The organism is Tautonia rosea (genome assembly GCF_012958305.1).
Taxonomy (GTDB): Bacteria; Planctomycetota; Planctomycetia; order Isosphaerales; family Isosphaeraceae; genus Tautonia; species Tautonia rosea.
In genome coordinates, this window is record NZ_JABBYO010000025.1 from 23,226 (window position 1) to 42,747 (window position 19,522).

Here is a 19,522-nt window from a genome sequence, read left to right on the forward strand (position 1 = left end):
AGCCCTGACCGATTGTCGGTGCTCCTCAAGGGAGCATTCGGACAATCGGCCAGGGTTCTCAAGAACCGTGCCGTTACCCTCTACGCTTGCGGAACCATGGGATCAGAGGTCGGCTCTTTGGAGCAGGATCTTCCCGGTTTGGCCGAATCGATTCACGGTTTCCGGTTGGTGGCGAAAGGGGTTGGTGACCCGGAACACTCTGAGGAGGAGTTTCTTCTGAAGGGGTTGTCGTTGTCCTCAAGGGAAAACCCGACAGGCCCCGACCACTGTTCCCGACTGGAGGAGTCACGTCGGGGAGCATTCGGAGGCGAAAGGGTCTTGGCTGGGGCGGCGTCGGGGAATCGTTCGGATCGGTGGGTTCGTTCGGATCGGTCGGCGGATCGGTGGGTTCGTTCGGATCGGTGGGTTCGTTCGGATCGGTCGGCGGATCGGTGGGTTCATTCGGATCGGTGAGACGCTCCAAGACGGTGAATGGTTCGGGAGCAGGATCAATCAGGCCGCCATCATTGGTTGTCGAGATCAACCACGTCCCAACACCTTCCGGTGCCGGATCCGGGAAGAACTGAAACTGAGCCGAAGGCGTTTCAGCTGAGAGAACAACGGACGCGGGATCAAAGTGTCCCGGTCCATTGCTACTGGGAGTGATTGTGACCGGACTGACCGGAGGATCTCCCTGAAGCGAGACACTAAACGAGGTTGAGGACTCGCCCGCGAAACATTCGACCGGAGTCGGAACATCGAACCGATAACCGGATTGAGTGTCCGGAATCTCGATGGTCACCACGTCCGATCCGATGGCCTCAAGACCCGAAACCGTGACCAGATCCATCCGATACTCGTAGGTCCCGGGCGAGGGACTGAGATCGACGATACTCGCGCTCTTGTGACCGACCAGCGGCTCAAACGGATCGTCTCCACCCGCAGGACGCCGCATCCAGCGAAGCGACCAGGGCTCCGGTCCTCCCGAACCATAACCCGAAGTGGTCAGAATTGCCCCGCCCGGAATCTCCGCAACCGGGAGAATGGTTGGGGGTACCAATGCGACTCCTGGGTCAAAATGAAAGTTCGACTCATTCACAAGAAGAGTCCGATCTGCGAGCCAGTGACGCACCGTCATATTAGGAAGCATTTGATTGCCGTACCCGCGCCCATCCTCGGCGCGTTTGCTGCGTGCTGCCCCTTCATCACGCCAGTAGATGTGCTTGTTGATGTGGTCCGGCTGGTTCAAATTGACCATCACGTTACCGCGAACCGTGGTCGAGCTGCTGCTGTGCAGATCGATAAAGCGAAGGTGATTCCGTTCGATAAGCCCCCACTGGGGGCCGGTTTCAGTCTGATTGACGCTGCTGATCACCGTTTGCAAATTGTCGCCTGAGGAGTCGGTTACCACGAAATAACGAGTCTGGTGCCGCGGAGAGAACCAGGTTTTCGGCATTGGGTAAGGACTTTCCTGGCGATAGCAGTGCGAAACCTGAGAACGTTGCGATTGATTGAGTCGCACAAAGTGCTGAACCGGAAATGATTCCATTGCGCAGCGGGTCAGGCTGATCTCGAACCCTCCTTCGCTGTAAAGGGTGTAATCCGATGCAGACCCGAGATAAGACCGGTCCACAATCACACCGCGATCGCCATTCGTGACATGAAAGCACATGCCTCCTTCTCGAAGATCGAGGTCATGAAAAAGGAGAGCGCGGTTACTTCCCCAGAATCGATATGCCGTTTTCGACCGGGTTGTCAGTTCGCGAGACGCAATCCCCGAAATCCGAAGGTCGAAGTTCCCTTCAAGACTGACGTGGCCGAGGTTGCCTTCGGGATTCGCAGGGGCCAGCAAAATCGGTTTCGCTGCGGCCGAATCACCGTAAGCGCCGAGCATCACTGGACCTCTTCGGTAATTCAGGTCGAGCATGTTGCGAAACGGGAAACTATCTCCACGTCGCAAAAGAATCTGTGTGTATGGGCAATTAAATCGTTTAATTGCCTCCGTGACGCTTTCTAATGGAGCGTCTGGAGACGTTCCCGGCCCGTTGTCGTTGCGATTCGGATGCGTTGATGAAACGTAATAGATCGTTCTGCTTGCCGGCCAGGGTTCGACTGTAATCGTGACCACTTTTCCGGCAAACAGGCACGTTTGCGGTTGCGCTGTTCCTTGCCGATTGTAGCGCGGGGTTAGTACGACCAGATGGGCATCATACTCCCCTTCATGCTCGAAGACCTGAGAAACAAAAAATCCCGTTGCTCGTGCATACGCTTGACCGCTGGCGGGAGAGAGGAACGGGTCATGAAGTTCCTGAGTGTCTGAACGCACGAATCTCCAGAGATAATCGTAATCCTGAGCAGCCATGCGATCGACGTGGGGAAAGAGGGTGGCATCGAACTGAACACCCAGCGGGCCAACCCCACGCGTCTGGCTTGGTCGCACCGAGAACTGAGCCGTCAGCCCGAAGATGGTTGGGTCGTCCAGCGCACTGCCGGTCAAATGCACGTGCTCGATCGACCCATGAGGCGCACCAAGCCGGTTCGAGATCCCGAGCACTCGCGACACCCCTGAGGATGGTCCCAGCAACTCAAGGGGAATGGTTCCCGAACCGATCAACTCTCCATTGCGGAAAAACGAGACATCCGAACCGGATCGGCGAACGGTGAGCACCCAGCGTCGGTACTCCAGCGCAACCCCCGCGTCGGTTGTGAACTCGTCGGCGATCTGAGTGCATCCGGTCCCGAAAACGTGACCCGCCGAGACGGCCGAAACAAACGGAATTCCTCCGCCGAGACCTTCCCCCGACGACACCACACCTCGTTCCTTCAGAGGATGGTTGCCCGAAGCATCCACCGCCGTTCCGGACACCTCGTCGAAGTCATACCAGGCTGTCACACCGGATCTCAGGCTTTCTGGAAGCCCCGCAAACGACACTCCCGTCCCGTTTCCGTGAAGCGTCTCGACCTCGGCCGAGGACAGGGCCTGGCCTAACCAGATCCCCCAGTTGTCCAGCAAGCAAGGCAAGCCCGCGCTCAGCGCGGCATTGCTGCCAAAACTCAGACCCGAGAAGGTCGAGCCAAGCTCAGGATCAGACGAGACATCGAGCGATCCCACTGAGATCCCGTTACGATAGAGCGTGATCACATTTCCAGACCGAACGGCCGCCAAATGAACCCAGCTTTCCAGTGGGGCTTCTCCGAACGTCGCCGACGGACCTCCCGGAAGGGCCAGTTGATACGAACCTGGTGAACCGTCTCCCGCGTGCAGAATCTGGGGATGAGTGCTCAGGACTCGAAGATCCGAACAGTCCTTCGCAGCGAAGAGACCGCTTCCGCCGGTCAGGCTATCAACAACCTCGCTCGTCTTGCGGACCCAGCCCGCCACAGTCCACGCTGTCCCCGACCAATCCGCAGCGAATCGGTGGTCCAACGTTGTCGACACGACCCCTTCCGGAGCAGGGTTCGTGGTTGGAGACCCGCCGGAAAACCGTCGGGCTCCCGCCGTTGTCGGTGGGGCTGCCGGGTTGTCGACGATGTAGTGGACCTCGCTCTCGGTCGCATGGGTCACCCAGTGTTGGCCGTCAAAGGGCGGTCCCAAACCCGTCACCCGGACCACATCCGTGGTGGCAAACGGATGCCCAGGGCCGACCGTTACCTTGCATTTCAGGCGAGGTACAGAGTCACTCTCCAGAGGAATTGCCTCGGTCGCCGCGATCGTGATCGACCGTCGGCCGGTAATGGCATCCGAGGCACGGACTATTACTTCGGGGTTGCCGGCCGATTTGATCGCCAGCTCCGGGACGCTGTCATGATCGACCCGAAGTTCCAGGGAATCGTCCTCCCCGATCGCCTCTGACTCCCCATAAAGGCCAAAGCCGAGTCCCGATCGCGTTGCCCCCGTCAGGGTAGCCGTCCACTCCGATCGACCCGAGAGCAACACCTCGGTGTGCTCGAACCGACGATCTCGAGCGTTCGAGAACATCCGGGCCGAGTCTCCTCGCCACGGGCATCCAGCTGAGGAAAAGCTCCGCCCGTTGACCTGATCCGTCCAACCAGTCACCAGGCTGTCGTGTGCTGCTCGACCACCGAGCGGACCTCCGAGACTTCCAATCCCCGACGGATCCGAAAGATTCCTTCCAGTCGTTGACGTGTAAATGTTTCGACGAGTACCCCCAATCTCATCGAGTGGCCAGTAGGCGATTGTTCCCCAATCGCGCAGGTCTTCCGACCGCAACTGTTCCAGATCGGCCCCCGCTCCCCCGTTGTAGAGCGATGCAATCATTGGGTTGATACGCGTTCCGATTCCGCCCAGCGAGTTTTTGAAGAACGCCGCTCGACAGAGACTGATGGGTGGATAACCAACGGTGTTGTTGGTAGCTCCCAACGTGAAAGACGCCCAACTGTCCAGCGGAGAACCGCTGTAACTGGTCGAGGCAACGGTCACGCCGTCCACGCTGAGATTCAGGGTCCGAGCCGAAGGATTGGTCGTCGCGTCGTGCCAGGCAACCACGAAGTACCAACGCCCCAACTCAATACCGCCAGGAATGGCGGACCGAGGCGAATTAGCGACACTTGCCCCACGGGCCGTGAAGCAGAACTGGTCCGCACCGGTCGGGGAGTTCAGACACAGCAACCATTCCGTGCCGGTTCCCCACTTGCTGGCAATATGGGTGCTGGGTTTCGAGAACCCAACCTCCGAAGGTCGTTTGTTGACACGGACCCAGCAGGCAAACGCAAAATCGATATTGCCGGTTTCCAGGCCGCTCTTGCCAGGACCAACAAGCTGGGTGTGAGACGTACCATTCCAGTGCGCAACGCCGTGTCCGAAAACACCGCGATCGGCACGAAGCCAGAGCAAACGCTCGGGAAGGGCGTCCGGATCGGTAAAAGACATGAGTGGCCCCGATGGGATGGATGCGGGGCCGGCCGCCGGCCGTCCAACGTCGGAAGGCTGGCTTTCGTTCCGTACAATCGTTGCCTCGGTCGTGATCGGCGGCTTGTGACCTTGATTCGATGAGAACAGATCTGAGCAACCGGCAAACACCACCAGCAACGCCCCGACCACCATTAAGGCCGTACCGGAAGGCACAGCCCAACGGCATCGCCGGAGGAGGGAATCGTCAAGGGGGGGAGTCGCGGCAGGCCCGCCCGGCTCTGGCGGCTGATCGTTCATCGTCGAGCAAAACCGGGCTCCAAGGCTCCTCGGCGGGATCATTTTGCCGGGCTCGACGCAACCTGCGGCCGGCCCCGTGACAATGTCCCCCCTGATGGTAGTATCAGAAAAATGAGCCGCCTTAAGCACTTTTTTTGCGGAAAAGGAGGCCATTGCAAACCCCCTCGGAGAGATCCCGTCCGGTCGACCCTCCTGAAGGGAAAAAGAAACCTCAGGAACGCTTCAGCATCGGTTCAAGCCCAACACCGCCCAGACGCATTCCGGGAGCATTATTGGACCACAGCCGGGACGGAGGTCCCCAGCATCTCCGTCGCCTCGGTGCGAAGTCGGAGCAGCGACGCGGAAGCCGGCCGGCCACCTTGTAGGAACTGATCGACCCGGCCAAGCGATTCTCGCGCGCCATCAGGATCTCCGAGCGATGCTAGTGCCATCGCCCGAAGAATCTCGTCAAAGCCGGTCTCGTCGGGACCAAGCTGTAAGGATTGTCTCAGCGCCGCGAGCGCCGCGCTGGGATCGCCCGCCCGAACATAGGCCGCTCCCAGTGTGTTCCAGTACGACTTGCAGCCGGGGTGAATTCGGACCGCCTGCTCGGCCATCGCGACGGCCCGAGGTGGGTCGCTCATGGCGCGGTCTCCGCCGACGGACAGCAGCCAGGCCAGATCGTTCAGATCGTCGGCATAGGCGATCAAGGCACCTTGATCCTCTGGAAAAACGGACGCCACGGCTGCCCGTTGCTCCAGAGCGAGACCACGGATCTCGATCGCCTCGCTCCATCGACCCTGAGTCACCAGAGTCCGCGCCAGACGCTCGCAACACCCCGCCAGGGTTGCCCTCACCGTCGGATCGCTCGATGCCGACGACGCCACGGCGATCCGCAGTTCCAGCGCCTGACGCCGCACCGGCTCCGCCTCCTCGTGCCGATTGAGCGTTTCCAGTAAATCCGCCCGCCGATCGTAGGCATCAGCCAAGGACGCATGTCCCGATCGATCGGCCAACCGGACCGAGATCACCCGACGGCACATGGCCTCGGCCTCCTTGACTCTTCCCATCGCCGCGAATCGATCGACCTGCTCAAGCTCCCGGTCAGACGTTGACTGCGAGACCCAGCTCCGAGCCTGTCCCATAACTGCGGGAAGGCCCATAACAAGCCCCACGATGAGCGGAACCGGAATCATCGAGTATGCATTAAGCATACTGTCGTATGTATACATAAGAATTGCTACAGCAAGCCCAACGACGGCGCCCTGACGCGGGTCCGACCAGGTTTCAACCGGCCGCCGGCGGCTTGTCAACACAACAGGAAGACACAGTAATGCATAAAGGGACGCCAATCCGATAATGCCATAGATTCCCATAAAAATAATCCACATGCTGTCGAGAATCTTGACATCCGGTGCCCGTGCCCGGCCCCCGGCATACGTTGCCCATCCAAATAATGGTCGTTGCATCACATATTTGATCATCCGGTCTTCCATGATGATCCGGAATGCGAATGACCAACCCCGTTGGTTGCCGAGGATTGCATAGATGGTTGACGTCAACGCCTCTCGTGAAACCAGTCGAGAAATGCGCAAGGCAAGATAGATTGGAGGGGCCAGGCTTGCCATCAAGATCAGCAGGCGGTTCCGATGAAGTGACAGGTAACGTACGACACCGATCCCGGTGAGACCCATCAACGCGAACCGGAGCCCCGCCTTGGGAACGACGACCAGCACCGCTCCTGAAGCCAGTAACTCGGGCAATGCGCCAAACCGTGATCGTCCCGCAGTGATCGCGATCAAGAAGATCCCGATGATCAGGAATCCTAGCGCCGCCGTTTCCAGGCAGATGATCGCGCCTCCAATGGCTATTGCCGTCCAGAGGCCAAATGGCACACCGGCAATTTTCGAAACGGCTCGTGTGACCCACAAACTAAAGGCCGAGATTGCTGTCAGGGTGGACCAAAGTGCCAGTTCCAGCGAATTGGCGGCCATCACAACAGGTCGATAAAATCCATACTTGTATCCGTTGAACAGAGGGATGCCGTACAGGAGCCCGCTGATCGATGTTTGTCCGAAAACCTCGAAGAGAATGAGCGGTGTCATCAACACGCCGGCCAAGGTCATCCCCAGTGCCAGATCCCGATCGGCTCCGGGACGCCCGAAGTAAAGCCTGCCGACGAAGTAGGGAATGCCCCAGGCCTGAATCGTGGAGTTGACCGCCGAAATCAGCGGCCAGAGTTCCAGGCCATTACTCAAAAACGATGCAATCGGGACGCTGCAGAGGATCAAGGCCGCCGAGTCATACCAGCGAGGCCGGAACGCTCCGAACCGGCGAAGGTCGAAGATCAAAATGCCGATCAGGACCCCCAGGTTGGCCGCCGTGAACTTGGTGTAGTCGGGCAGCCCAGCCATCGGAACGATGACCTGTCCAGACAAAAATAAGTACGATCCAATATAAGACGTAATCACTCCTCGCCACGGACCGAGGACCGCGAAGAAGAGCAAGCAGATTACGGGCCAGGCCAGCAGGGCGACCATGGCGGTCTGACTCACGGCCGGGTCTCCTTCTGCGCAAGGATGCCTTGAGTCGCGCTCTTGGCCAGCACTCGACGGTAAAAGCGAAGGGTTTGCTCGGCGACAACTTCAGGCGAGTAATTCCTGCGGCAATGCTCCGCCGCGGCCGCTCCCATTGCGGCTGATCGGTCCGGGTTGGCCAGCATCCTCGACAGCGCCGCAGCTAGATCTTCCGAATCGCTTGGTCTAACGTACAAGCCGTGCGTTTCGTGCTCGAACACCTCGCCTGCTCCCCCTGCCCGTGTGGCCACTAGGGGACACCCGGCTGCCATGGCTTCGCAGATGGTGATGGCGAAGGTCTCGTACCTCGATGCGACGACCGTTACGGCTGCCCTACGCCTTAGACCCTCCAGTTCAGATTGAGGTCTTGGCCCCAGCCACTCGATCAGACCAGCGCTCAAAGCGCCCGGCATCCTGTGTTCGATGTATGCTTTCAGTTGCCAGTGCCGGCCGTCGCGGACCAGACCCCGGTCTTGTCCGACAAACGTCAGACGTGCCGCCGGCCGATCTCGCTGCAGAAGGGCGAATGCATCGATCATCGTGTCGCCTCCCTTGTGGAGGTCGAACCGGCCGATGAACAGAAGTCGGTCCGGGTCGCTTTGATCGGGACGCCATCGACGGTCCTCGGGTACGGTCGGTGTAGGGTTCGGGATTACCTCGGCCCCATCCAGAGCTAGACCGTAATAGGCTCGGGTCCGCTCGAGTACGTCACGGCTTGGCGCCGTGACCATGTTGGCTGCGGCGATTCCCAGCCCCTCCTCTCGTACCCGCTGGGCAAATTCACGGCTCTCCGGGTCGGCGCCGTTGTTCGGCCCGTTGAGGAACCAGGGGCCGTGCAGGCGGACGACTATAGGAACCAGGATGTCTCGCCGCACCCGATGGGGCCAGCCGAAGACCTCCTCCAGTTCCAGGATGTGCCCACTTGGGGTGCCACCAGTGATTCGGCGGACTGCTTGGCTGATCGCTCGACATTGGCGATAATTGACTGCCGACCTGGCATCGATCTGACGGCGCACACTATCGGACAATTGCCTGAGCAGACTGGACCGCATGTCCTCATGCCGCAGATCAATAACCCCTTCCGCCTCGGGGCCAATCAAGCCCCCCTCGGCTACCCGGGTCGACAAAATATGTGCCTTGTGGCCCATGTGCCGCAGGGCCGGTACGATCGTGGCGACATAGGTCACCACGCCGTTGGGACACGCATCGAGTGGCCATCCCGGGCTCAAGAAAATGGGTGAGAGGGGGGATTCCTGGTCAGATGTCGCCGTCGGCTCGGCTTCAATTATCGTCCCCGGATCGCGCAAAGCATCAATCTCCACGAACGAGACGACCAGGGGGATCGGACCAGGGCGGCCCAGGCGTGCTTGCGGGCCGTGCGCACATTGCCGGTCCCCAGGGCCCACCATCCCCATAGATGACGATTGTAAGACAGCTTCGTCAGATCCGCCTTTGCCGGATGATCTGGGAGCGGCGGGAGCGGGCCCGGGGGCAATTTCCGTCGCTGGTATGCTTCAGATATTGCCTTGCGCAAGCCGATGACCTGCTCCCGCTTGCGGGCGTGACTGGCGCTGGTCGGCACCATCCGGTAGTGGAGCAACGGTTCGGTAAGGTTCGCTAGCCGACCCCGCTCAGCAAGCCTCAAGTAGAGATCCATGTCCTCCGCCGGTTCCAATTCCGGGCGATACCCCCCCACAGCCCGAACTGCGTCGGCTCGCATAAGGACCGAAGGATGACAGAGAACCGCTCCTCGTCGTCCGTTCAGATGATGTAAGTCGATCTGTTCATGATTCGATACGTCGATATTCCACACGCACAGCGGATCACCGTCGGAATCAACGACTTGGACCGCGCTGCCGACGACCAGACAATCGGGATGAGCCTGTAGATAGGCAACCTGACGTTCGAATCGCTCTGGCAAGGCCACGTCGTCGGCATCCATCCGGGCAAGTAGGGAGGCCCGAGCCATGCCGATCATCTCGTTGAGTGCCGCGACATAGCCTGTATTCGGTCGGCTGACAAGCCTGATCCGCTCGTCCTCCTCGGCGAGCCGTTCGAGAATTGCCCCCGTCTGGTCGGTCGATCCGTCGTTGATGATCAAGAACTCAAAGTCGGTGAACGTCTGACCAAGAACGCTGCGGACGGCCTGCTCGACGTAACGCTCAGCATTGTACGCTGGCATCAGAACCGATATGCAGGGTGGTCTGAATTGACTCATCGCCCCATCTCCCGTGATTGACCGAAGAGGGTGACAGTTGACGTATCCTCTCCAAACCAAGAGGGGGAGACAAAAAATCGGGGGCCGCAATCATGCCTTTCAGGAAGTGCAATTTTCATGTGCTGGCCATCTTTGAGTTGTCGCTTATCGACCCAATCGGCGCATACGAGGCCAGACCCCGCACCACGGGCTCACTGTCAGGATTGTTGCATGTAAGCCGGATCCCCGCCTGGTTAAGGTGCTCCCTCATGTAGGGGAAGCCGTCGAAGACCGTCGCCCCGTTGTATTCGATCGAGGCCGAATGGGTCCCGTGCTGAGACTGCATGGACGCCGTCCAATCGTCCCATGGCAGGGCCAGACGCAGCATTTCCTCATCAAAGAAATAGCCCCGCGTATTGAAGTCCGTCCCAACCAGACGGATCGTCGAGCCCGGATACTGGATTGCCAGGTAGTTCAACGCCGATGTGAACGCTGTCCGAAGGCTATACAATGGCTCGTCGATCCGGGTTGCCCAGCACCCTCCCTCAAGCCAGTCATGACGCGTCACAAACTCGTACCGACAGCTGGCAGGGGCGAGCATGAGTGGCCAGTTTCGGCTGCGACGGAGCCGAAGCCGGCGGCGTACCCGCGCCGCATGGTAGCGGAACACTCCGACACGCAAACACTTCTGGTAGCACGCGTCAAGCACGAAGGTCAGGCCCCTGAGACCATCCCGTCGGCAGGCGGCAAAGATGTCGCCAAGGATCCGGGGCGATGGCGGGTGGTAGTCCGTAAACCAGACGTGCGTCGGCAGAATATTAGCGATTTTGTGAAAATAAATAAACTTGTTCAATCCCATCACGCAGCGTGCCCGGTTGATCCTCGCACACTCGGCTGGTGTCAGATCGAGGACTGACCGGCTACAGCCAATCAGATAGATCTCGTCGGAACCATCAATCCGATCCATTCAGAGTGCTCCTTGGGAACTGTTCAAAGACGCCTGAGTCCGCGAATGCCAGCGGCGAGTGGGGAAGGTCATGCTCGAGGTGGGATGATGGGTTTGGCAGTTGCCCCTTTATATTCGATCAAAGCCCCGCGTCGTCCGCGTAACCGATTGGCCACGAACCGAAGTTCCCCGACTGCCTGCGGGAACTTCGACACAGCACATGAGACACCGAAGAGCGCCGACTGCCCCGCCGGCGTGCCTCGCTTCCGCTGCCTTCGGGTCGCCCGGAAGGCGATCAAAGGGTAGCCGAGCAGGCCGAGCAGGCTCACCCCCCCGGTTGGCCAGGCAAGACCCAGGCTGGCGAGCGGCACCGCCAGGCCCCAGACGCCGTTGCTGACCGCCTGGCGAAACCAGGGGCGGCCGGGCGTCTGGAAGTGACGGAAGGCCCCCTCGGCATAGGCGTGCCCGGCCCGGACATGACGACGCCACCACTGGCTGAACCGGGTCATCGCCAGGTCGTGCCGGGTCATCTCGGCATCGAGACGCACCACCTTCCAACCGTGATTCCGGAGCCGGAAGCAAAGGTCCGGCTCCTCTCCGGCAATCAAGGTCGGATCGAACCCACCGACACTTCGGAGCGCTTCGACCCGCATCAAGGCATCGCCGCCGCAGGCGTCGGCGTCGCCGACCGGCGTATCCCACTCCAGGTCGGCCAGACGATTGTAAACCGATGCTTCCGGATACCGCTCGCGACGTCTCCCACAGGCCACCGCCAATTCGGGCCGCGATTCCAGTGCCGAACGCGCCCGATCAATCCAGCCGTCGACCACCTCGCAATCGCCGTCCACGAACTGAACAAACTGCAATCCCGGTTCCAGCTCCAGGAGCCGATCCAGCCCAGCGTTCCTTGCCCTTGCGGCCGTGAACGGGATGCTCGTGTCCAGTTCGACAACCTCGACACCCCGCGCCCTCGCCTCCGCAACGCTCCCATCCTGAGATCCCGAATCGACATAGACGATCCGGCCCACCCGACCGACCATCGAATCGAGGCAAGCGATCAGTCGATCCCCCTCATTGCGGCCAATCGCCACCGCGCCAAGCGCATCGAGGGCCTGAAAGGTCGAGGACTCCGGTCGGGGCAGGGGGGCGGTCACGGATGCGAGGTCCTTCGAGGCGAGATGCTCAGGCTCGGGACGGCTTCGGGCCATAGCCGTCAGGGTGGGATTCGAGCCATCGCCAGGCGGTCTCAACGATCGCTCGGATGTCAGTATAACGGGGGCTCCAGCCTAATTCCGAGGCGATTTTCTCCGGGCTGGCGATCAACTCCGGCGGATCTCCTGGTCGTCGGCCGGCCAGGTCTCGGGCAATCGGTCGTCCGACCACCTCTTCACAGGCCTGGATCACCTCCAACACCGTTGCGCCGTGCCCGGAGCCGACGTTGTAAATTCGACCGTCCCCCGGCCCAATCGCCTCGACGGCCTTCTGATGCGCGTCGGCCAGGTCCTCGGTGTGAATATAGTCCCGAACGCAGGTGCCGTCCCGAGTCGGCCAGTCGGTCCCGAACACGGTCAGCTTTGGCCTCAATCCGGCCGCTGCCTGAAGGGTCAACGGAATCAGGTGCGTCTCGTGACGCCGATCTTCCCCGTACGTCCCATCCGGATCGGCTCCGGCGGCATTGAAGTACCGCAGGATTGCATAGCCGAGCCCGTACGCCGCCGCGTAATCCTTGATCAATCGCTCCGCCGCCAGCTTGGTCGTTCCGTACGGATGCTCCGGATTCTGCGGCGTCTCCTCGGTCAACGGCATCTCGGCCCGGTTGCCGTACGTCGCACAGGTGCTGCTGAAGACGATTCGAGGCACCTCCGCCCTCCGCATCGCATCGAGCACGCTCTTGGTCCCGACCACGTTGACCCGGTAGTAATTGTCCGGATCCTTGACCGAGTCCGGCACGATCGCCAACGCCGCGAAGTGCATCACCGCCTCAGCCTGGTGCCGTTTCAAGGCCTCGGTGAGGGCATCCGTATCAAGAATGTCTCCCACCACCAGGCGATCCCCTGGTACGCTCGGCGGGTTCCCTTCCGACAGGTCATCGAAGGCGATCGGGTCGTGCCCGTGCTTTACCAGCCACCTCAGGCAGGCGCTGCCGATATAGCCGGCGCCTCCGGTCAACAAGAGCTTCATCCGATCAGTTCCTCCGAGGGCCAAGCACCTTGACTCAAGCCCAGGATCCGCCGCTTCCGACCGACACCGCTTCCGGGCTGATTACCCAGAGCCTGCATATCATAACCAATAGGTCCCGACGCGCGGACCGGCACCCAACTCTGCCCGCCAGTCAACGAATCCCCCCGTCTCGAACCTCTCTCCTCTCTCCCTCTCATCGCGTCGTCTCGTGAACAGTTGCCGCTCAGGAGGTTTGTGGGACTGGGAGGAATTTTGGCGATTAAGCCGACTCAGCAACTTGCAGTCTCGTTCGAGTCGCACCATAATGAAGTCGGACCATTCGAGAAGGATGGTGCCAGCGCCACGGTGGCCCTGACGATGCATCACACATGATTGCATCGGCGGGGCTTTTTTCGTAAATGTGATCGACTGTTAACCATTCGTCAAGTTACGAGGACAAAGGGCGGGCTTATCCCAACGAGCCCGAGTGCGAGGTTCAACAACACCGATCAGAGGCTGTGCGAGCGGTCTCACCCGTCTCGAAGAGGTGCGTGTCGACACGACGTCGACAGACCGCAACGAGGTCTGTCAGGACGCGACACTCACACCCAACGCCCATCCCATGAATCGTGACGGTCAGGATGAGCCGGACCCGTCTGCGCCCAGCGTCTGCGCGAAGTAAACGATCGACTCGTCGATCACCACCGGGGGGTGATGCCGTTGAGGGCTCCGCCGGGACGTGAACCCTGTTCCGATCTGATCTGATCACCTGATTTCAACACGGGAAACCGGATCGACTCTCTCAAGCGTGAAGAAGTTCCGTTTCATCGAAGGATGCACTTCGTTCCTGAATCACTCTGATCAGGACGAATTTTCATGGATGTGACGCGTGTCGGCCCGGCGATCCGTCCACCACGAACTGAGGCATAGCCAACGATGACGACCACACGATCGCTCCGTGGATCAGGACGCAAGCGCAGCCGTCTCGGCCGTCGGCCGACACTGGAACTTATGGAGTCTCGGACGCTCCTGGCCACCTTCACCGTCACCAGCACGGGCGACAACGGCGGCGTGGATCCGCTCCCCGGCGCGGGAACGGGAACGCTTCGACAGGCCATCGTCGATGCGAACAATGCGGCGGGGGCCGACGATATCGTCTTCAACATCCCCGGGGCCGGCCCCCACGTCATCGCGCCTGCGGCTGCCCTGCCGCTTCTCACCGACGTGGTGACAATCGACGGCTTCACCCAGGCTGGGGCCTCGGCCAACACCCTGAACGTGGGCAACAACGCCGTCTATCAGATCGTTCTCAACGGCAGCGGCGCGGGGGTCGGAAGCACTGGTCTCCAACTGGGCATCGGCTCCGACCAGAGCACGATCCGCGGCCTGGTCATCCAAAACTTCTCCAGCCATGGCATCTGGATCAACAGCTCCAGTCTGAACACGATCGAGGGGAACTTCATTGGCACCACCGTCGATGGAACTGCTGCAGCGCCCAACGGTGACAACGGTGTACTCATCGTCGGCCAAAACGAACGGGCCGATCAGAACACGGTCGGCGGCAGCACGCCAGCCGCTCGCAACCTGATCTCAGGCAATGGGAGACATGGCGTCCATGTCCTCGCCTTCACCGGCCCGACGGCCGACGGCAACCGGATCGCAAACAATTACATCGGCACCAATGCTGCCGGTACCGCGCCGCTGGGTAACACCGCCAACGGCGTCTTCATCGAGAACACCTCGTTCAACCGGATCGGCACCACCGGCGGTGCCGTCTTCCCCGGTGCTCCGAACCTGATCTCCAGCAACGGTGCCAATGGCATCTTGATCCAGGGGTTAATCCTCGATGGCAGGGCGGCCAACAGCAACGAGGTGCGAAGCAACCTGATCGGCACCGATGCCTCGGGCGCCGCACCGCTCGGGAACGCCGTTCACGGCGTCGAGGTGGCCTTCGATGCCAACGACAACTCGATCGGCGGTGCCCCGGCGATCGCCGGTGTCGGCAACACCATTCGCTTCAATGCAGGAGACGGCGTCGCCGTCACCGGCGGGCCGAACGGGGGGAACGCACCCCTCGGCACCATGATCATGACCAATACGATCGACGACAACGGTGGCCTCGGCATCGACCTCGGCGACGACGGTGTCACGCTGAACGACCCGCTCGACCCCGACCTCGGGCCGAACAACTTCCAGAATTTCCCCGTGCTCACCTCGGCGGTCAGCACGGCCACCAATCTGACGATCATCGGCACCCTCAACAGCCTGCCGAACCAGCAATTCGTCGTGCAGTTCTTCTCCAGCCCGGTTGCCGATCCATCCGGATTCGGCGAGGGGCGGACCTTCCTGTTCGAAACCACCGTCAACACCGATGCCGCCGGTAACGCACCGATCAATGCCATTTCCTCAACGCCCATCGCCGCGGGGCTGGCCGTCACCGCAACCGCCTCGCTCGTCACCGCCGCGGCTCCCCGGATCGAGACATCAGAGTTCTCCGAGGTCATTCTCTCCGACCTCCGAGCCGTCGACCTGGCAATCGCCAAGACCGACGCGCCCGATCCCGTTCTGGTCGGCCAGAACCTGACCTACACCCTGACGGTCACCAATATCGGTCTGACCGACGCGACCGGCGTAGTCGTGACCGACACCCTGCCGGCAAACGTCGCCTTCGTTTCGGCCACGCCGAGCCAGGGAACCGCCAGCGAGGCCGCCGGGATCGTGACGGCAAACCTCGGCACCCTGGCCGCAGGGGCCTCGGCGACGATCACCATCGTCGTCACCCCCACTGCCGCCGCCGGTGGCACGACGATCACCAACACCGCCAACGTCGTCGCCAATGAAGACGACTCCGACGACACCAACAACACCGCCATCGCCACGACCGCGGTCCTGGCCGCCGTTGATCTGGCGATCACCAAGGCCGACACGCCTGATCCCGTCGTCGTCGGCCAGAACCTGACCTATACCCTGACGGTGACGAACGCCGGCCCGAGCAACGCGACCGGCGTGGTCGTGACCGACACCTTGCCGGCGAACGTCACCTTCGTCTCGGCCACGCCGAGCCAGGGGACGGCGAGCGAAGCGGCCGGGATCGTGACGGCAAACCTCGGCAACCTGGCCGCGGGCGCCTCGGCCACCGTGACCATCGTCGTCACTCCCACCTCCACCAACGGCGGGACTCGGGCGACGATCACCAACACCGCTGTCGTTGTGGTCAATGAGACCGACACCGACCCCGCGAACAACACCGTGACCGTGACCACCGAGGTCGTGAGGCCCCCGGTCGTCACCGACCTCGACCGGCTTGGCATCCACCATCAGCCGACGGTCCTGGTCGTCACCTTCTCCGACCCGATGGACGTCGGACCCGCCACCAATGTCGAGAACTACCGCCTGATCGTCTCGTCCGGCCCTCACGCCGTCGGTCGAGAGATCGACATCGTCAACGCCGTGATCAGCGCCGATGGCCTTTCGGTCCGGCTCTCCCCGGCCATTCGCCTGCCGATCCACGGCTTCCGCTATCAGCTCACGATCAACGGCATGCCGGAAGACGGCCTGGCGAGCGACGGCGTCTTGCTCGACGGCAACTACGACACCCTGCCCAGCGGCAACTACGTCTCCGACTTCGGCCGCGAGATCCTCGTCCTTCCCACTCCCATTCATACTCCCAGACCCACCCCGATGCCACCCAATGGCGTCCCCCATTACCCGAGGCCGCACGTTCCTTCGTGGTTCCCCCACGAACTGCTTGCGGTCGGCAGCGTCGCGGAGCTTGACCAGTGGCTGGCCGATCGCGGACAGAGCCACCGGGTCGGGTTCCGGAACTACACGATCAACCTGCTCAAGCTGCCGACCGAACCGATCGGCTCGACCGTCGAGGTGCAGGCCGCAGCGCGGACGATCGCGCCTCCCACTCAAACCTCGACCTCCTTCCGAGGCGTCGAACGCCTCGCTGCCCTCGATGCCACGCTCGAGCGCCTCGGTCAGACCGGCAAAACCCGCTTGCGAGCCTTCCTGATCAACGCGCTCAACCTGAATTGACCCGAACCCCGCTTTCCCCCTTCCCGGCCCCGTAAGGGATCACTCCTCAGCGGTGTCGGGAAGGGCTTCCTTGCCTCATGCGACGGGCACTTCGGGATTCGTTCTCCTTTTCTTCTCCAAAGATGAGTGTTGCGAGTGCGAGGTGCTCTGTTCCGATACCATGATGAGAAGGGGACGGGGCGGATGCCGTTACGAGTCCGTACTCCAAGACCCGCCCCCGCGAATCCTGGGCGGAATCGCTCGGGGGACGGTGGTCGATTGATCAGGAGACTTTTGATGCGGACGAGCTGTGCGCTGGTGGCCTCCCTGATGCTCGCGACCTTGATCGGGCTCTGGCCCGACGCTGCTCAGGGACAGATGAGCGTTCAGCGACGGCCGCTCGGCGGCTATGGGGCCGCGACCATTGCCCGGTCCTACCGCATGGACATGGGAGGAGCGTACATCCCTTCTGGCGGCAGCTTCGGCGGCTACATTGCGCAGCGAGCGTTGGAGCCGACGCCGATGGCCGCCTCGGTGACAGCGCCCGAGCCACCGCCTCGCACCCCGATCGGCGGCGCCGGCATGGCCCGGACGCCGATTGGCGGTGCCTCCCGCCTGAGAGGACGCCGCGTCTCGCCGTCCACCGGGGCGATGGGGCTCAATGGCCTGATCCGATCGCCGTCCGTCGGGATGCCGGGTGTGATGCCCCCTCGGCTCAGCTCGCCGTTCGGGGCTCCCTCGGTGCTCGGAGGCGGTTGATCGTCAATCACGAACCGCCCTCGGCCTCCTCCTCGGAGAATGGGCCGCCGATCGGCGGCGGAGGGGGGGGAACCTCGTCGGTTGGTCTGGCATCGGAGACGTCCATCGACGCCTGATCGAGGGGATGATCCCGGAGCTGGATCCCGACGGCTCGCTCGAGCGAGGCAAGGCTCTTGCCCAGCTCGGCCTCGAAGCGAGCGACTTGCAGCTCGATCTGGAGGACCTCGCGCCAGGCGCTGATCAAGGTCAGGAAGTCGACGCGGCCGGCCTGATAGTCGGTCACGGCGATATCCAGCGCGTCCCGGGCTCGCGGCAGGATGCTCTCCTGGAAGAGGTCGAGCGTCTCGCGCTGGGCTTGGGCCCGCGAGAGCAGGTCCTTCAGCTCGCGGTAGATGCCGTCGCGCTCAGCGTCATAGAGCTTGGCGTCGGCCACGGCTCGGGCCTGGGCCTCAAGGATCGCCCCGTCGATCTTCCGGCGGTAGATCGGCAGGTTGAAACCGACGAAGAGGCCGATGTTGTCGTTGCCGTTGGCGACTGGGGAGACCGAGTCCTCCTCCGACACGAGCCCGTAGTTGAAGCCAAGCGTCACGTTCGGGGCCGACCGCTTCTTCGCCAGCTCCACGGCCACCGCGTCTCGGGCGACGGCCGCGAGCCGGCCCTTCAGCTCGGGACGAGAGGCAACGGCCAACCGATAGAGCCGGTCGATCTGACCGGGGACATCGCCGGCCGGAGGAACCAGTGTGGTCTGCAAGGGAGCCTCAGGGGTGATGTGCATCAGCTCGGCCAGGTCGGCGCGGGCCGATTCGATCCCCTGGCGAATGCCGACGAACTCGCGGTCGAGGTCGGCAAGGGCCACCTCGGCGCTAAGCACGTCCTGCTGGCTCGTCTGGCCGCTCTCATACTGAATGCGGGCGATGGCGATGAAGTCCTCGACCAGCTCCCGGTTCTGCTCCAGGATCCGAGCTGATTGTTCATTCGCATAGAGGTCGGCATAGGCCCGCTTGACGGCCTCAACCACGTCGAGCTGCGCCGTTGCCAGCTCAGCGATGGCCACCTGCACATCCTTCTCCGCCGCCTCTCCTCGCAGGGCCAGGGTCCCAAACCAGGGGAACTGCTGGGCAACCAGCACGTTCCAGGGCACAAATCCGGTGGCGGTTTGCAGACCGTTGCTGCCAGACGGATAGACGGTGTTCGAGACGACCGGGTCCTCCAGCGACGTGACCTGTGGGATACGGTGTCCCAACGCCTTCACGTTGAAGTAAGCCGCCTGAACCGCCCGGTTCTCAGCCAAAGCGCGGGCGATGTAGTCGTCGACCGGCCGGGGCCCGGCCAGCTCGGGAGGGGCCGGGTTGGGGTCAAGTGCGATGGCCATCGGGTCGTCCGGGCCGATCGCGTGCGGAGGCCGGATCGCGGCGTTGTGCAGGTTCCTGGCGACCTCGGCATAGTCCGGTGTTGTCCCTGGCAGGGCGCATCCCCATCCAAACCCGCTTGCCAGCAGGGCAGTTCCCATCCCGGCAGACCAGCGTCGTCTCATCGTCCCCTTCGCTCCGGTTCGATGGGAGCCGACGTGTTCCGACGCCGGCAAAATCCGAGATGAGCCCGATTCTCTCCATCGGTCATCCTCGGGTTCGGCTTTTGCCGATTCTCCGGCCTCCCCTCGATCTTCTCGGAAGCGAACCTCCCGGCGACCGACTGCGTAGAAAGGCCGCATGGAAGGCCTTACAACGCGTCTGCCG

The 19,522-nt window shown here is 61.9% G+C and carries 10 protein-coding genes; 2 read left to right on the forward strand and 8 right to left on the reverse strand.

What is annotated here, in order from left to right; all coding sequences use genetic code 11:
• Nucleotides 1–73 precede the first annotated feature (73 nt).
• The 7 genes from HG800_RS25620 to galE form a co-directional block, all read right to left on the reverse strand.
• Nucleotides 74–4,870 (reverse strand): LamG-like jellyroll fold domain-containing protein, encoded by a 4,797-nt coding sequence (locus HG800_RS25620; protein WP_169981007.1) that lies wholly within the window; start codon nt 4,868–4,870, stop codon nt 74–76.
• Nucleotides 4,871–5,418: 548 nt separating this feature from the next.
• Nucleotides 5,419–7,683 (reverse strand): tetratricopeptide repeat protein, encoded by a 2,265-nt coding sequence (locus HG800_RS25625; protein WP_169981009.1) that lies wholly within the window; start codon nt 7,681–7,683, stop codon nt 5,419–5,421.
• Complete coding sequence (locus HG800_RS25630) at nt 7,680–8,894, reverse strand: glycosyltransferase family 4 protein (RefSeq protein WP_169981011.1); 1,215 nt, start codon at nt 8,892–8,894, stop codon at nt 7,680–7,682. Before HG800_RS25630 ends, HG800_RS25625 begins: the two co-directional genes overlap by 4 nt.
• 95 nt (nt 8,895–8,989) lie before the next feature.
• Complete coding sequence (locus HG800_RS25635; protein WP_169981013.1) at nt 8,990–9,922, reverse strand: glycosyltransferase family 2 protein; 933 nt, start codon at nt 9,920–9,922, stop codon at nt 8,990–8,992.
• Between the two features lie 115 nt (nt 9,923–10,037).
• Nucleotides 10,038–10,868: a hypothetical protein gene (locus tag HG800_RS25640; RefSeq protein ID WP_169981015.1), complete on the reverse strand. Its 831-nt coding sequence runs from the start codon at nt 10,866–10,868 to the stop codon at nt 10,038–10,040.
• 68 nt (nt 10,869–10,936) lie between these two features.
• Nucleotides 10,937–12,001, reverse strand: a complete 1,065-nt coding sequence (locus tag HG800_RS25645) for a glycosyltransferase family 2 protein (protein ID WP_206352464.1) — start codon at nt 11,999–12,001, stop codon at nt 10,937–10,939.
• 28 nt (nt 12,002–12,029) lie between these two features.
• Complete coding sequence (galE, locus tag HG800_RS25650; RefSeq protein ID WP_169981017.1) at nt 12,030–13,028, reverse strand: UDP-glucose 4-epimerase GalE; 999 nt, start codon at nt 13,026–13,028, stop codon at nt 12,030–12,032.
• A gap of 915 nt (nt 13,029–13,943) precedes the next feature.
• Between galE and HG800_RS28105 the strand changes: the two genes are divergently transcribed.
• Nucleotides 13,944–17,048 carry a DUF11 domain-containing protein gene (locus tag HG800_RS28105; protein ID WP_169981019.1) on the forward strand — a complete coding sequence of 1,035 codons (3,105 nt, stop codon included), beginning with the start codon at nt 13,944–13,946 and terminating at the stop codon, nt 17,046–17,048.
• Between the two features lie 276 nt (nt 17,049–17,324).
• Complete coding sequence (locus HG800_RS25660) at nt 17,325–17,786, forward strand: hypothetical protein (RefSeq protein ID WP_169981021.1); 462 nt, start codon at nt 17,325–17,327, stop codon at nt 17,784–17,786.
• Nucleotides 17,787–17,793: 7 nt separating this feature from the next.
• On the opposite strand, the gene HG800_RS25665 is transcribed toward HG800_RS25660, so the two are convergent.
• On the reverse strand, nt 17,794–19,320 hold the full coding sequence (locus HG800_RS25665) for a TolC family protein (RefSeq protein ID WP_169981023.1): 1,527 nt from the start codon (nt 19,318–19,320) through the stop codon (nt 17,794–17,796).
• Nucleotides 19,321–19,522: the final 202 nt, after the last annotated feature.

Excerpts from the sequence above, each read along its gene's own strand:
- HG800_RS25620 (WP_169981007.1), bottom strand. The coding sequence starts at position 4,870 with ATGTCTTTTACCGATCCGGACGCCCTTCCCGAGCGTTTGCTCTGGCTT.
- HG800_RS25635 (WP_169981013.1), bottom strand. The coding sequence starts at position 9,922 with ATGAGTCAATTCAGACCACCCTGCATATCGGTTCTGATGCCAGCGTAC.
- HG800_RS28105 (WP_169981019.1), top strand. The coding sequence starts at position 13,944 with ATGACGACCACACGATCGCTCCGTGGATCAGGACGCAAGCGCAGCCGT.
- HG800_RS25660 (WP_169981021.1), top strand. The coding sequence starts at position 17,325 with ATGCGGACGAGCTGTGCGCTGGTGGCCTCCCTGATGCTCGCGACCTTG.
- HG800_RS25640 (WP_169981015.1), bottom strand. The coding sequence starts at position 10,868 with ATGGATCGGATTGATGGTTCCGACGAGATCTATCTGATTGGCTGTAGC.
- HG800_RS25665 (WP_169981023.1), bottom strand. The coding sequence starts at position 19,320 with ATGAGACGACGCTGGTCTGCCGGGATGGGAACTGCCCTGCTGGCAAGC.
- galE (WP_169981017.1), bottom strand. The coding sequence starts at position 13,028 with ATGAAGCTCTTGTTGACCGGAGGCGCCGGCTATATCGGCAGCGCCTGC.